Annotated in this window: 16 protein-coding genes, 3 pseudogenes and 1 other annotated feature; of the genes and pseudogenes, 12 read left to right on the forward strand and 7 right to left on the reverse strand. The window is 70.8% G+C overall.

Features of this window, described 5'->3' with window-relative positions; all coding sequences use genetic code 11:
* The 7 genes and pseudogenes from BM414_RS27600 to BM414_RS27630 form a co-directional block, all read left to right on the forward strand.
* A pseudogene (locus BM414_RS27600) lies at positions 1-575 on the forward strand (hypothetical protein); the annotation flags it as partial.
* A 249-nt stretch (positions 576-824) separates the two neighbouring features.
* On the forward strand, positions 825-1,685 hold the full coding sequence (locus tag BM414_RS27605; RefSeq protein WP_093585139.1) for a polysaccharide deacetylase family protein: 861 nt from the start codon (positions 825-827) through the stop codon (positions 1,683-1,685).
* A 6-nt stretch (positions 1,686-1,691) separates the two neighbouring features.
* Positions 1,692-2,114 (forward strand): annotated as a pseudogene (locus BM414_RS27610) (transposase); the annotation flags it as partial.
* A gap of 103 nt (positions 2,115-2,217) precedes the next feature.
* Entirely contained in the window at positions 2,218-2,547 is a 330-nt protein-coding gene (locus tag BM414_RS31195) for a helix-turn-helix domain-containing protein (protein ID WP_245785037.1), read from the forward strand.
* A complete protein-coding gene (locus BM414_RS31200; protein ID WP_245785038.1) occupies positions 2,463-3,011 on the forward strand; it encodes a transposase family protein in 549 nt (182 codons plus the stop codon). Before BM414_RS31195 ends, BM414_RS31200 begins: the two co-directional genes overlap by 85 nt.
* A 695-nt stretch (positions 3,012-3,706) precedes the next feature.
* Positions 3,707-4,036, forward strand: coding sequence for a hypothetical protein (locus tag BM414_RS27625; RefSeq protein WP_093585145.1), 330 nt, complete (start codon positions 3,707-3,709; stop codon positions 4,034-4,036).
* A gap of 88 nt (positions 4,037-4,124) precedes the next feature.
* A complete protein-coding gene (locus BM414_RS27630) occupies positions 4,125-4,298 on the forward strand; it encodes a hypothetical protein (protein ID WP_245785039.1) in 174 nt (57 codons plus the stop codon).
* Between the two features lie 652 nt (positions 4,299-4,950).
* Here the strand turns inward: BM414_RS27630 and BM414_RS27640 are convergent.
* From BM414_RS27640 to BM414_RS29905, 3 genes are all read right to left on the reverse strand, one after another.
* A complete protein-coding gene (locus BM414_RS27640) occupies positions 4,951-5,421 on the reverse strand; it encodes a DDE-type integrase/transposase/recombinase (protein WP_175551876.1) in 471 nt (156 codons plus the stop codon).
* Positions 5,418-5,840, reverse strand: a complete 423-nt coding sequence (locus BM414_RS27645; RefSeq protein WP_175551877.1) for a leucine zipper domain-containing protein — start codon at positions 5,838-5,840, stop codon at positions 5,418-5,420. The genes BM414_RS27640 and BM414_RS27645 overlap by 4 nt, the downstream gene beginning before the upstream one ends.
* Positions 5,841-6,208: 368 nt before the next feature.
* On the reverse strand, positions 6,209-6,388 hold the full coding sequence (locus BM414_RS29905; protein ID WP_175551878.1) for a hypothetical protein: 180 nt from the start codon (positions 6,386-6,388) through the stop codon (positions 6,209-6,211).
* A gap of 136 nt (positions 6,389-6,524) precedes the next feature.
* Between BM414_RS29905 and BM414_RS29910 the strand changes: the two genes are divergently transcribed.
* On the forward strand, positions 6,525-6,755 hold the full coding sequence (locus BM414_RS29910; RefSeq protein ID WP_175551879.1) for a WhiB family transcriptional regulator: 231 nt from the start codon (positions 6,525-6,527) through the stop codon (positions 6,753-6,755).
* A gap of 2 nt (positions 6,756-6,757) precedes the next feature.
* On the opposite strand, the gene BM414_RS27655 is transcribed toward BM414_RS29910, so the two are convergent.
* Positions 6,758-6,997, reverse strand: coding sequence for a hypothetical protein (locus tag BM414_RS27655; RefSeq protein ID WP_093585163.1), 240 nt, complete (start codon positions 6,995-6,997; stop codon positions 6,758-6,760).
* 602 nt (positions 6,998-7,599) lie between these two features.
* Between BM414_RS27655 and BM414_RS27660 the strand changes: the two genes are divergently transcribed.
* Complete coding sequence (locus BM414_RS27660) at positions 7,600-8,457, forward strand: hypothetical protein (protein ID WP_093585166.1); 858 nt, start codon at positions 7,600-7,602, stop codon at positions 8,455-8,457.
* A gap of 876 nt (positions 8,458-9,333) precedes the next feature.
* On the opposite strand, the gene BM414_RS27665 is transcribed toward BM414_RS27660, so the two are convergent.
* On the reverse strand, positions 9,334-9,558 hold the full coding sequence (locus tag BM414_RS27665; protein WP_093585169.1) for a hypothetical protein: 225 nt from the start codon (positions 9,556-9,558) through the stop codon (positions 9,334-9,336).
* 454 nt (positions 9,559-10,012) lie between these two features.
* Positions 10,013-11,261 (reverse strand): annotated as a pseudogene (locus BM414_RS27670) (IS3 family transposase).
* Positions 10,856-10,984, reverse strand: a sequence feature (AL1L pseudoknot). Its footprint overlaps the pseudogene before it by 129 nt.
* Before the next feature lie 93 nt (positions 11,262-11,354).
* Between BM414_RS27670 and BM414_RS31205 the strand changes: the two are divergent.
* Entirely contained in the window at positions 11,355-11,669 is a 315-nt protein-coding gene (locus BM414_RS31205) for a helix-turn-helix domain-containing protein (RefSeq protein ID WP_245785041.1), read from the forward strand.
* Positions 11,572-12,120, forward strand: coding sequence for a transposase family protein (locus BM414_RS27675; protein WP_245785040.1), 549 nt, complete (start codon positions 11,572-11,574; stop codon positions 12,118-12,120). The genes BM414_RS31205 and BM414_RS27675 overlap by 98 nt, the downstream gene beginning before the upstream one ends.
* Before the next feature lie 293 nt (positions 12,121-12,413).
* Here BM414_RS27675 and BM414_RS27680 read toward each other — a convergent pair whose 3' ends face one another.
* Positions 12,414-13,244, reverse strand: coding sequence for a nucleotidyltransferase domain-containing protein (locus tag BM414_RS27680; RefSeq protein WP_093585172.1), 831 nt, complete (start codon positions 13,242-13,244; stop codon positions 12,414-12,416).
* Positions 13,245-13,517: 273 nt separating this feature from the next.
* Here BM414_RS27680 and BM414_RS27685 point away from each other — a divergent pair.
* Positions 13,518-13,770 (forward strand): transposase (locus BM414_RS27685; protein WP_139246112.1); only part of this gene is annotated, 253 nt, incomplete at its 3' end.

The following is a 13,770-nucleotide window of genomic DNA, read 5'->3' on the forward strand; positions in this document are numbered from 1 at the left end:
CGGACGGCGACTACTCGGCTGAGTCCGACGTGGAGACGCTGCGGCCGTGGGTGGAGGCGGCAGGTGAGGCCGGGGTCTACGTCGTGCTGGACCTGCAGCCGGGCCGCACCGACTTCCTCACCCAGGCCCGGCTCTATGAGCCGCTGCTGCAGCTGCCGCACGTGGGACTGGCCCTGGATCCGGAGTGGCGGCTGCGGCCGGATCAGGTGCACCTGACCCAGATCGGGCAGGTCGGCATCGAGGAGGTCAACCAGGTGGTCACCTGGCTGGCCGACCTCACCCGCGACCGGGCGCTGCCGCAGAAGCTGCTCGTGCTGCACCAGTTCCAGGTACGGATGATCGTCGACCGCGAGCGGCTGGACACCTCCCGCGACGAGTTGGCGATCATGGTGCACGTCGACGGGCAGGGCACCCAGCCGATGAAGCAGGACACCTGGGGGGTGCTGCACCAGGACGCGCCGGCGCCGCTGTACTGGGGCTGGAAGAACTTCTACGACGAGGACTCCCCGACGCTGACCCCCGACCAGACCATCGCCGAGGTTCACCCCACCCCACAGCTGGTCACCTACCAGTAGAACTCGGCCCTACTGACCACCCGGATCCGGGCAGACCCCCGCCTGCCGCGCCAGCCCACGCACGGTCATACCACTGATCAGGCGCGAGTCCCCGTCAGCGAATGGCGCTCGGCTGGGCGGAGATGCGCGCCAAGGTCGGCCTGCTCGTGCCCGACCTGGCCTGACCTGCACCGTCGAACCGCCCGGATCGTCCCCACCCGGCAGCGCGGCCACTTGCGAGCCGGGGCGGTTCACCACAACCCTGAGGCCATGCGCCGACGGCAGTTCCTGACCATGGCCGGTGCCGTGGTGCTGGCCGGCTGCACCCGATCCGCTCCCGCCACTCCGACCGCGGCGACCACCAGCGCCCCGTCCACATCGGCTGCGACGTCCAGCGCCACGCCGTCCACCAGCGCACCTCCCACCCCCGGGACGCCGGGCGAGGTCCTGGCCCGCTCCACGGTGCCGGTGCTGTGCTTTCACCAGCTGCGGGAGTTCCGCGCCGATGACAGCGCCTACGCCCGCACGATGATCACGCCGCCTGCGGTGTTCACCACCCAGATGCAGGCGCTGCGCGACGGCGGCTACACCCCGATCACCGCCGCCGCACTCGTCGACCACCTGCAGTTCGGCACCGCCCTCCCGCAGCGCCCGGTGCTGTTGACCTTCGACGACGGATCGGCGACCCACCACTCGATGGCCCTGCCCGTGCTCACCGACCTGGGCTTTCCGGCCGCGTTCTTCCCCATGACCGTCGTGCTCAACAAGCCCGACTGGCTCAGCGACGACCAGCTCCGTGACCTCGACCGGGCCGGCATGACCATCGGCGCGCACACCTGGGACCACCAGCGGACCGACCGGCTCACCGACGACCAGTGGGTAACCCAGCTGGACCAGCCGAAGGCTCAACTCGCCGAGATCCTGGGTCACCCCGTCGACCTCATGGCCTACCCCTTCGGGATCTGGTCGCCGGAGGTCCTGTCCCACGTCGCCGCGGCGGGATACCGGGCGGCCTTCCAGCTCTCCGACCCCCCGGACACCGCGCAGCCGCTGCTGACCATCCGCCGCATCATGCCGCCACCCACCTGGGACGCCCCGACCCTGCTGGGCCACCTGGACTCGGACTTCTGAGCAGCCCCCCGGGCCACGCACCACCTGATCCGCGACGCCCGCAGGATCCCGCCGGCGGTGACCCTGACCAGCGGCAACCGCCATGAGCTCACCCAGCTGATCCCGCTGGTCGACGCGGTGCCGCCGATCCGCGGCCGGGGCGGGCAACCCCGCCGGTGACCGCGAGAGCTGTTCACCGACCGCGGTTACGACTACCTCAGCTACCGCCGGCAGCTGGGCGCCCGCGGCATCACCCCGCAAATCGCCCGCCGCGGCGTCGCCCACGGCTCCGGCCTGAGCAGACAGCGCTGGGTCGTCGAGCGCAGCTTCGCCTGGCTGCACGCCTTCGAGCGGCTGCGAATCCGCTACGAGCGGCGCGGCGACATTCACCTCGGCCTACTTCAACTGGCTTGCGCCCTCATCTGTTACCGCCACCTGCCGTCGTTCTGAAACGAGCATTTGCACCACCAGTAAGGACGCCACCCGCCAGGACGCGCGGCTGGCCGATCGGCCGCGCCAGCGGGCGGCCGGGGCCGGTGCCAGGCACCGGCTGGTGTTCCTCGACCGGCTGCTGGCCACCCTGGTGCACCTGCGCCACGGGGTCACCCATGACGTGCTGGCCTGCTGGTTCAGGGTGTCCCGCTCCACGATCACCCGGGCCATCGGAGAGGTTCGCCCGCCGCTGGCCGAGCGCGGCTGCACCATCGAAGGCGGGATCCGGCTGCGCACCCTGGCCGACATGATCGCCCACTGGACGCCACCGGGCAGCTCGGCCTGCTCGATGCCACCGAGGTCCGGGTGCGCCGCCCGGCCGCCAGCCGGGCCGGCCGGAAGCGGTTCGTCTCCGGCAAAGCCCGCGCCAACACCGTCAAGGCTTTGGTGATCACCGATGCCGAGGGGCGGCTGCTGTGCTGCGGGCACACCCGGCCGGGCGCCATCCACGACCTGACCCAGGTCCGTCAGGCCGGCCTGGTCGAGCTGCTGGCCCTCATCCCCGGCGTCACCCTGCTGGCCGACGCCGGCTACCAGGGCCTGAGTGCCCAGACCGCCGGCGCGGTGCTCACTCCGCGGCCGGCCCGGCGGAAGAACCAGATCCCGGTCTTCCCCGCCGTCGCCGCGGCGCACGAGACCGAACGCACAGCTCACGCGGCCCAGCGGATCCGCGTCGAGCACGGCATCAGTCACCTGAAGAACTGGCGGGCCCTGTCACGACACCTCGGCCGAAGAGAGCACCTCGACACCATCCTGCCCGCGGTCGCTGGACTGGTCTCCAGCCAGGAGCGAGCCCCACGACTTGATCAGCTTCACCGCACACCGGCGGCGCTGCCGGCCGGCACCGCGGCGTGATCGAACTGGCCCTGAACAGGTCGATGACGGCCCGCGGCTAACCATGCACGAGGTCGATACCGCTGGGCCAGCTCCTCGGCTCCGGTGGCCGAGCAGGCCACCCCGAGCACCTGCGGCTCGGCTTCCGAGCCGAAGGCCGCGTAGACCACGACCACGCTCTCCGCCACGGCGCACGCTAGGGCCGACGAGCGCGGCGCCGCCACTGGTACGCGTCGTCCGCCCAGCCGCCCAGCCGCCCAGCCGCCCAGCCGCCCAGCCGCGCAGCCGCCCAGCCGCGCAGCCGCGCAGCCGCGCAGCCGCCCCTGCCTGGACCGTGACCGCGAGCATGGTGGGCTCGGCACGCCGGCCCTGGCCCGGTCCACGTGCGGGCGAGCGGACCACCGCCGGCCGCGCCGACCTGGCCAGGAGAAGGCAGCAGCCACAGAAGCGAGCCCGAGCAGACGCCTGGACCGACCACGGATGCGGCCCCAACGAGGGTCGGGCCATACTGGTAGCCGATGTCACACGCTGTGTGGTCGATGACCGTTCCGCTCCAACCCTCACCGCCTGCGGCCGCCCAGCGCCCCGAACCGAGAATGGCCACCCCGACGGCTCCTGCGGCCCCCGCCGCCCCGGCCGGCCGACCAAGCGCCGCCTGCCGGTCCAGCGCCGGCATCGGCTGATGACCTGTCCACCCTCGAGCTGAGGAGTTCGTGGTGGACGATCCGTCCACGCCGGCTGCGGTCGTCGCCGAGGCGGAGTTGTCCGGCGCGCCGCCGGGACGCACAGCCCGCCTCGTCCTTGATCTGGGCTACGCCACCGACGAGGCCGCCGCGCTGGCTCGCGACCTGGCCCGGGGCGTGTGGACCCAGATCGAGGCGATGCTCACCGATCCGGCCACCGACCTGCCCCCGCATCTCCGCGATGCGCTCGGTGGGCTCGCCGGCGCGCTGGCCGAGCAGACCGACGATCAAGCCACCGTCACCACGCTCGACACGCCGCTGGCCCGTGCCTGGCACGCCCACCCCGCCCAGTGGAAGCCGTGAGAACGTGCCCATGAGCTGCCACGGGGATGCATGGACCGTCGGCGCCGACCAGATAGCCCCGCGGCGCTGGTCCGGTGAGGTCGTTGCGATGCCGGCCGGTCGGCTGCATGCGGTCAGCGGCGCCGGCTTGATCCTCGGTCGGGCGCTGTGCCTGGCCCCGGTCACCCTGCTGGACCCGCGCGACTGGCGCTGGCCCGATGACGGCGATGAGGACTGGCCGCTGTGCTGGATCTGCCTCACGCTGACCCATTCGCCGTCCTGACTCGGATGACCGGCCGCGCGAGGGACACAGACGTTGCGCAGCGCCCGGGGACGGCGACGCCTGCCCGGCACCGACCCACCTCATCGCGCAGAAGAGCGGATGCTGGTGGCGGTGGACCGGCACGACGCCCAGGACCCCTCCCGCCGATCGGCCGGCGGCGAGCTGATCGGCTTCTACTGCCCCGTGTGCGGTCACCTTCTTCCCGCGGTGGAGCGCCAGCCAGCGCCCCCGCCGATGTGTGCCGGCTCCAAGGCAAGGACCGGCGAGCAGCATGAGCCGACACAGATGAGGACCCTTCCTTTAGGCTAATCCTGCAGCTCGTCTTGTATAGCTTGCGAGAACTCGGCGGTCACGTGTGTCGAAGCGCCGAATGGGGAAGCGGGAGCGGCGGAGTCCGGGTTTGCGGTATGCGTGCCACAGCCCGACCCCCTCATGTTCAACGGGGCTGACACCCGGTGGACAATTTTAGCCAGCAGCCGGTCAGTTGCTTCGATCTTAGTTGCGCATCGAGATCAAGCTCCACGCGCGCGAAAGCCCAAACTCCGCACATCTGATGCCAGCCCAGTAGGGATACTTCGGAGGTTCCCCAGTGGACGCTCGTCGCGCCAGGTATGCAGAGCGTGACCAGTGGCTACGGAAGGAATCAGCCTTCTCACGATCCGCGAGTGCTGGAGAGCCGACTTGGTATCGCCGTCGCCAGATTATTCTCTCTCGAGGGCACCTTGAAGTGACCCCCCTCAGGCGGACACCACTGCGGCCGGTAAGGCCGGGTCCGCTTGGCGGCGATGCCTAGATCGGCGCAGGCGGTGGCCCAGTCGCGGCTGCGGTAGCAGCCGCCGTTGTCGGTGAGCACCCGGCGGGCGATCACGCCGCGGTCGGCGAACCAGGCGGTGGCGCGGTGCAGCACGGCCGCAGCGGTCGGGCCGGTCTCGTCCTCGCAGATCTCGGCGTAGGCCAGCCGGGTGTGGTCGTCGAGGACGACATGGATGAATCCGCAGCCGATCAGCGGATTGCGATAGCGGCTGCGGGCTCGGCCGCCATCGAGGTGCCGATTGGCCTTGCCGGCCTGGCGGCCGAGGAACCGCCAGCCGCCTCCGGCGGGGATGTTGCCCAGCTTCTTCACATCGGCGTGCAGCAGCTCGCGGGCGCGCCGTGCTCATACCGGATGACCTCCCGCTCGAGGCGGTCCAGGCGAGCCAGCCGGCTGAAGCCGCAGCGGCGCAGCACCGCGCCAGCAGTCGAGGGCGCCACGCCGGTCTCGGCCGCTAGCCGGACGGCACCCCAGCGCTTGCACAACCGCAGGGACACGATCCGCCTGGTCGTGGCCGGACCGGTCTTGGCGGGGCTGCGATGAGGGCGGCTGGACCGGTCGACCATCCCGGCCTTGCCCTCGGCCCGGTAGCGCTCGGCCCAGCGGCGGGCGGTGGTGGCCGAGACGTTGAACCGTTCAGCTGCCCGGATCGCCGGCCATCCGTCCTCGACGATCAGGTGGGCCAGCCGCAGGCGCTGGCCGGGGGTGAGCGCGGCATGAGCGTGGAGCACGAGGACCTCCGATGTCGTGGGAGTGGTCGCCTTCAGCAGCTCCACTCCACGCCCGGGGGTCCTCCCTCCACAAGATCGATCAGTCAGACCTCGTGGTCACACGCTCCCGACCAACGTCTCCGGTTAGTACAGCTAGTACCGCTGGTCGCCGGACATGCTGTCGTCACTCGTGGTCCGCAGGCCACCGAGGAAGGGTCCCGCATACTTCTGTCTGACGTTGTCCGGCTCCATCGTCGTCATGGGCGTTGCAGCAGCCGGCCAGGCCGGGCACCCCCGGCTCGGGTATGGGCATCAGGCGTCGTCCCCGCCGCTACAGCTGGTCGCCCAGGCCGAGCCAGCGGTGCGCTTCCCGCCCGCCGCGGGCCAGGTCAGCGGTAGGCGCGGCCGGTGACGTAGCGGCCCACTCGGGCCCGGAAGCCGCGGTCCCGGTTGGCCCAGGCGATCATTTGGTGGTCGACGGGGACACCCCGGCGAAGCTCCGACAGCGGTGATGTCGGGCGCTCCAGCGTGGTCAGGATGCCGCAGCACCCTGCCACCTCAGCGGCCATTACGCACAGTCTCGCGGTCCTCGCGGAGTGGTGTCTTTCCGCCTGTGATGGTCGACTGGTCGCCGTGGCCGATGTAAGTCCCTCGCACACTGCAATTCCTCCGCAGGCGCAGGCAGCCTGGTCGGAGCTCGCCGACGTGCTCGCCGCGACCGGGCCGGCGCCGTGTGCGATCGGCGATCCGGAGCAGTGGTGGCCCATCCGCGGTGAGAGCCGCGATGAGTATGCGGACGCTGTGGCCGGTTGCCGGGTGTGCCCGGCCCGGGTCGCGTGCCCGGCCTACGCGGTGGCCGCCGGCGAACGACACGGCATCTGGGGCGGGCTATTGCCGCGCGAGCGGTTGCAGCTGGCCCGGCCCGACGCCGCCTGAACTCAGTTCAGGTGGGGCCGGGGCAGCTGGCCGATGGTGATCGGCTCGTCGCAGTTCTCGGCCAGCATGAGCAGGACGTATGCCATCGCGTCGGGCTTGGACGGGTCGACGACGATCCGCAGCACCCCGTCACCCGGGTCGGGCAGGACCATGCACACCGCCAGGTCGGGCAGTTGGCGGAACAGCAGCCACACCTCGCCGTCGCACATCACGAGCATGTCCGGGCTGTTGGCCTCGAGCATGGGACTTCTCCACGTGACGAAAGGAGGAAGGCTCCGGCGGCGCTCGGGGAAGCACCGCCGCGAACCGACACGGTCCTCTACCGTCCCTTACAGCACAAGCTCCATCGGCGCGTGACCTCAGCGCGGGGCATATTCGGGGCACAGAACGTCGGGTAGGGACAATTAACAGTGGGGAACACGGAGAGCCATAAGGGCTGCTCAGCCCCGGTAAACGAGTAACCGTGCAGGTCAACGCGTCTTCAAGGGTGCGGGCCGAGCACCGTGATCTTTTTCGACCGCCACCGATCAGCCCGTCGGGGCCAGCAAGCCTGGTCGGGGAAGCGACCCAACCGAGGGAGCCCCCACTGAGCCTTCCCAGTAGCGGGCGCTTGGCAGCACAGGGAGGACCCGCCCACGGTGGCGAGGTGTGTCAGGTGCCCTGTCTTGGGGCACATCAATTCCCTGCCGGTTCCCGCGGCGGAACGCGCGTTTGATCACAGGAGGAATGCGTGTCCCTCCTCGATGACCGTGCGGGTGGCCCCGGCCGGCCCGCGGGTGGACCCGCCCACCGGCGATCCGTTCCGGTCGCTCGACGCCGGACGAGGCGACTGGCGTGGGCCGGCGTGCTGGCCGCCGCGGTGCTCGGCCTGGCGCTGTGGCTGGTCCCCACCGTCGTCGAGGAGTCGCCCGGGAATGAGCCGGCCGCCGGCTCGGCGCCGTCAGCGGAGGCGGCTGGCCTGCCGCCGCTGCCCACCACTGCCCGGATGCCCGAGGAACAGCTGCGCGCCACCATCAGCGACCTCGAGGACCTGGTGCAGGGCGACCCCGACGCCGCGGGACCCGAGACGGACGAGGTGCTCGACACCCTCCGGCAGGTAGAGGTGCTCGGCGGAGGAGAACAGCGCTCGGCCGCCGTCGTGGCGCACGACGCCGTCGGCGCGGCGGTCGCCAACGGAGGGCTCGCCGCCGCCGTCGGGCAGCAGGTGCAGGAGGTGCTGGCCGGCGTGGCCCGGCCCGAGCGGCTGATCGACCTCGTCCAGACGGTCGGCGCGAACCCGCTCGCTATCGGCCCGGCCGGCCCGGGCCTGCTCGACCCCCTCATCGCCTTTGACCATCAGGTTCCCGCCGACCAAACCGCCGACCGTGCCGCCGCACTACTGGAGGACGTGCGGAACGCTGCGGAGCGAGGCGAGTTGAGTCAGGCCTTCGCTGATGCTGCCGTCCCCACGTTGCAGGAGCTGGCCGACCCGGGGCCTCACCGCGCCCTGCAGGACTTCCTCGCCGACGCCGAGCAAGACCCGGGCGCCATCGGCCCGGCCTCCGAGGAGGTGCTGACGTCCCTGCGCGCTATCGCGGAGCTGCCGGTGTGGCCGCAGGGCAATGAGGTGGCCGCACTGTTGGACGTCGTCCGCCGGGACGGTCAGGTGACACCGACCTTCCGAGAGGCCGTCATCCCGGTCCTGGTGCCGCTGGTGCGCTGACCGGCGCAAGCCTCGGGCTGAGGAACGGCCCGCCGTCGGCCGAGCCGCCGGACATGACTGACTCCTCCGGACCGCACTTCTGCGCCGACCGCGTCGGGAGTCTGTTGCGGCCGCCCGCGCTGTTCGGGGGCCCGCGGTCGGCGCGCCGCCGGGGAGGTCGACTCCGCCGCGCCTCGTGGCACATGGGCTGCATCAACGCCATCGACGGCATCAGCAAGGTGACCGGCGAGGACATCGTCGTCTCACTTCCGCATCGCCAACGGCACGATCAACTTCGCGCCCGACCGGGCTGCACGTCAACGGGCCGCTGTGGCTTCGAAAGCGACGTTCGGCCCAGACCTCGCGTACCTGCAGTCGCTGCTGGGAGCGGCAGACAGTGAACTTGACCCTCCCCTCGCCGTCGATGGTCCACTACCGCGGCGCGGTGGCGAGCACGGCCACCGACTTGGCTGGCATCCACCTCAGCCGGTGCTGCCAGGCCCGGCGACCACTCCACCTCGAGCAGGCACAGCCCCACCACGCACCCTCACGCGTTGACGACCGACCAGGTACCCGGCCCGCTCAACGTCGTCCACAGGTACGCGGACCGGACGTGGCGGGTCCGATCCCCCCGCCGCCCGGCCTCGCCAGCTCATCAAGCCGCTGAAGTGTCCACAGGTGGGCGCCGGGCTGTGGACACCATAACTGGCCCTGCTTGTCCCGGGTCGGGTCATAGGGCGACGAGTAGGTGTGCGGCACGCCGGTGACGCAAGGCCTGCCGTGCGACAGGCACCCAGTCGCCACGATGGCGGGACCCACCGCGCCGTCTGCACCCGGCGGGGCGGGCCCACCTGTGCGAGGGCACGCCTGCGCGGAACGCCCCCGATGCAGCCTGGCTCAGTCGGCTTGATGAGGGTGGCTGGTGGGCGGCACCGCACTGCGCGGCGTCACGGCGGCACCATCGCCATGGGCCAGCTGCTTCATCATCGCGGTCTTCTGCCCGACCTCCTCGCGCAACGCGGTCAGCCGGGCGTGCTCGTCGCGCAGCCAGAACACCCCGAGCAGGAAGCCAGCCGCCAGCAGAACAAGTGCCGTGAACACCGTGAGCATGAAAACCACCACCGGTTGCCACCCCCGCGTCGCGTGTTCTAGCCCGTGTACCGGTAGAGGTCCATCCGGTACAGCTAGCCCGCCTGGTACAGATACTCGTCGAGCGCGCCGAACTCCGCCAACCGCGCCACTTGGCCGCGGGCGCCCTCTCGCTGCCTGATGGGCACGCATCAGCTGCTCTCGAGCCCGTGCCAGGTCACTCAGATCCGCAACTAACGACCTCGTGCATGGTTAGCGGAGCAGTTCGCTTGTGAAGGACGGGACAGGGTCGTGGTGTGTCGAGGAGCCTGGCCCGAGCCGCTGCTGTCGCCGATCGCCATGTGACCGAGCTGTCCCGGGAAGTGCTTGCTGAGCTGGTCGCGGAGTTGGTTGGGGCCGCGCTGACAGGCGTGCCAGGACGCGCGGCTGGCCGATCGGCCGCGGCAGCGGGCGGTCGGGGCCGGTGCCCCGTTGTCCCGTACCGAGTTCAGTGGAGGCTCGGAACTGACGCTCCGATGGATGTCGGGGCGGGGTTGTGACGGTAGTAGGTGTCTTCGTATTCGGCCGGTGGGATCAAGCCGATCTCGCCGTGCAGTCGTCGGTGGTTGAACCAGTCGATGTACTCGGCGACGGCGATCTCGAGGTCGTCGATGTTCTTCCAGGGTCCGCGGTTGCGCACGAGCTCGGCCTTGAACAGCGAGTTGAACGCCTCGGCAAGCGCATCTTCGTAGGAGTCGCCGGTTGAGCCGACCGAGGCGACGGCACCGGCTTCGGCCAGGCGCTGGGTATAGCGCACGGCGAGGTATTGAACGCCCTTGTCCGAGTGGTGAATGAGCCCGCCGAGGTCGCGGCCGGCCCGCCGGCGGGTCCACAGGCCCATCTCCAGAGCATCGAAGGCCAGGTCGGTGCGCAGCGAGCGGGACAGCTGCCAGCCGACCACCCGGCGGGAGTAGACGTCGATGACGAAGGCGGCGTAGGCCCAGCCGGAGAAGGTGCGGCAGTAGGTGATGTCGGCAACCCACAGCTGGTCCGGGCCGGTCGCGGTGAACGCCCGGTCGACCAGGTCCGGGCGGCTGTCCGGGCCACTGCCGGGCACGGTGGTTCGCGGTCCCTTCGCCCGGGTGATCCCGCGCAGGCCGGCGGAGCGCATCAGTCGCTCGACGGTGCAGCGGGCCACCGGATGGCCTTGCCGGCGCAGCTCGGCGTGCACCTTGCGCACCCCGTAGACGCCGTAGTTCTCGGCGTGCACCCGCTCGATCACCGCGGTGGTCGCTGCGTCGGTGACCGACCGCGCCGAGGGCGGCCGCGACGGGTGGGCGTAGTAGGTGCTCGGGGCGATCTTCGCGCCGGCCTCGGTGAGGATGCGGCAGATCGGCTCGACCCCGTGTTCGAGCTTGTGCTGACCGATGTAGGCGACGATCAGCGGGAGGGGCGGTCGAGCTCCGCCGCGAAGAAAGCCGACGCGCTCTTCAAGATGCGTTCGCCCGGCGCAGCTCCCGAACCTCGCGCTCCAGCTCGGCCAGCCGGGTGGCGTCGTCGGTCGTGGTGCCCGGCCGGTGACCCTCGTCGATCTCGGCCTGGATGACCCAGTTGCGCAGCGTCTCGGGGTTGATGCCCAGCTGCTCGCCGATCCGCTTCAACGCCCCGGACCGGGTCGCCGGGTCACGTCGAGCGTCGACCGCCAGCCGGGTGGCCCGCTCACGCAGCTCGTCGGGGTACTTCCGCGGTGCCGCCATGACTCTCATCCTCACGTGAACTGAAAGCCTCCATCAGACCCGGTACGGGAGACGTATCGGCTGGTGTTCATCGACCGGCTGCTGGCCACCTTGGTGCACCTGCGCCACGGAATCACTCACGACGTGCTGGCCTGCTGGTTCGGAGTCTCACGTTCCACGATCACTCGGGCCGTCGGGGAGGTCCGCCCGCTGCTGGCCGAGCGAGGCTGCACCGTCGAAGGCGGGATCCGGCTGCACACCCTGGCCGAGGTGGTCGCCCACCTGGGTGCCAGCGGGCAGCTCGGCTTGCTCGATGCCACCGAGGTCCGGGGTGCGCCGCCCGGCGGCCCACAAGGCCGGCCGACAGCGGTTCATCTCCGGCAAGGCCCGCGCCAACACGGTCAAGGCGCTGGTGATCACCGACGCTGAGGGGCGGCTGCTGTTCTGCGGGCAGACCCGCCCGGGCTCAACCCATGATCTGACCCAGGTTTGCCAGGCCGGCCTGGTCGAGCTGCTGGCCCTCGTCCCCGGCGTCACTCTGCTGGCTGACGCCGGCTATCAGGGGCTGAGCACCCAGACCGCCGGTGCGGTGCTCACTCCGCGGCCGGCCCGGCGGAGGAACCAGATCCCGGGCTTTCCCGCCGTCGCCGCGGCGCACGAGGCCGAACGCCGAGCCCACGCGTCGCAGCGAATCCACGTGGAGCACGGCATCAGCCACCTGAAGAACTGGCGAGCCCTGTCACGACACCTCGGCCGACGCGAACACCTCGACACGATCCTGCCCGCGGTCGCGGGACTGGTCTCCAGCCAAGAACGAGCACCACGACCCGAATCGCTCCACCGCTCACTGAAGGCTTTACCGGGCGGCACCGCCGCGTGATTGAACTGGCCTGGACAGGTCGCCGACGGCCCGCGGCTAACCATGCACGAGGTCGTTAGCTAAGCCGCTGATCAAGGGCGGGTTCCATCGATTACCGCACGCAGCCGTGTCTCCCGGGTCGATTCTGGGTCAACGGCTTCAGTGCCCGGCCCCGCCACCTTGGGAGGTTCGGGTTCATCCAGCCATCCCCGAGGAGTGCGTCAGGGTCCGAGCGGAGGTGGGTGGTGCGCGCCGAGCCACCTGACCGCCCCGTTCGCGGTGGAGCGTGGTGCAGTGCCGGCTCGAGGGAGCGTTCAGGGTCGGTGTTCATGTGCTGCCGCGCTTTCAGCGATCAGGTCGGCGGTGCGGTCGAGCGCTCGGGACAGACCTTCGCGAGTCATGCCCAGGTTGCCCAAGATGGCGTGGGCTCGATCGGCGAAGGCTGGCGGGGCGTCGCTGAGCAGGCCCGCCGCAGCCACGGCACCCTTCTCGTTGATCAACCACCGTCCCGCTCGGCCGTGCAGTGCGTGAGAGCACAGCCCAATGGCACGGAACACGCATCCGGCGACGTAGGCAGTGTCCTGGCGGTCGACCGCCTTCCGGGCGATGTCGACCGAGAACGACGCCTCCCAGACCATTCTGGTCATCACCGTCTCCTGCAGCGCCGGCGGATACCGGCCGGCAGCCTGGTGCAGCTCCCTGAGTTCCCCGGAGGGGTCGGCCAGGACGATGCCCAGCGCGATCTCTCCGGCGTAGGCGAAATCCGGCCAGCCGAGCGGGTGCCCCACCTGGGCATGGAAGTCAAAACGGCCGGCCTGCGCCTCCTGCCAGGAAACGTGCACGCGGTCGACGTTCCGGTAGATCCAGTCGACGGCCGTGTCATCGATGCGCAGCCAGGCGCCACCGTCGACCCATGGCCCCCACGCACCCGGGTCGGTGACCACGGCATCCGCTCCGGCGAAGTCACGTGCCACAACGCCGAGGCCGGCGACGTCGAGCGGTGGCCGATAGTAGATACCCAGGTCCACGTCAGAGGCCGCGGTGTGGGTGCCACGGGCCCGGCTGCCACCGAGGACCACGCCGACGACGCCGCCGACGGCGGTCAATCGGCGGACGAGATCACCGAGTCGGTCCGCACCGATCACCCCGACAGCATGCCGGTGGCGCGGGGGCAGCGACGTTCCCACGACTACGCGGTCGCCCTTCGGCTTGCATCGGTTCAGACCTCCCGCACCGCTGATGCCGTGAAGGCACCAGTGGGGGACGCCGCGGCCTGAGAACCGTTTCAAGTTGGGTGCGGCGCGCCTGCTGCGACTCCACGGAACGCGGGGCACACCAGAGCCTCCACTAAGAAGACGTTGCGGAAGTAGGTCGTCGGGCCCTGCCGGTCGGTGACGCGTCGACGCAGGGTGCGGGGCATGTCGTCCCCGGCGTCTTCCCCGTCGCCGCGGCTGATCAGTGACGAGCTGTGGGCGCTGGTCGAGCCGCTGATCCCCCCGCGTCGCCCGGCCATCCACGGGCGCACCGGCCGGCCCCGCACCTCCGATCGGGACGTCCTCGAGGGCATCGCCTTCGTGCTCTCCACCGGCATCGGCTGGGCCAAGCTGCCGACCGAGCTCGGCTATGGCTCGGGCTGGACCTGCTGGCGCCGGATGCATGAGTGGGCCGAGG

The sequence above is a fragment of the Geodermatophilus amargosae genome (genome assembly GCF_900116515.1).
Taxonomy (GTDB): domain Bacteria; phylum Actinomycetota; class Actinomycetes; order Mycobacteriales; family Geodermatophilaceae; genus Geodermatophilus; species Geodermatophilus amargosae.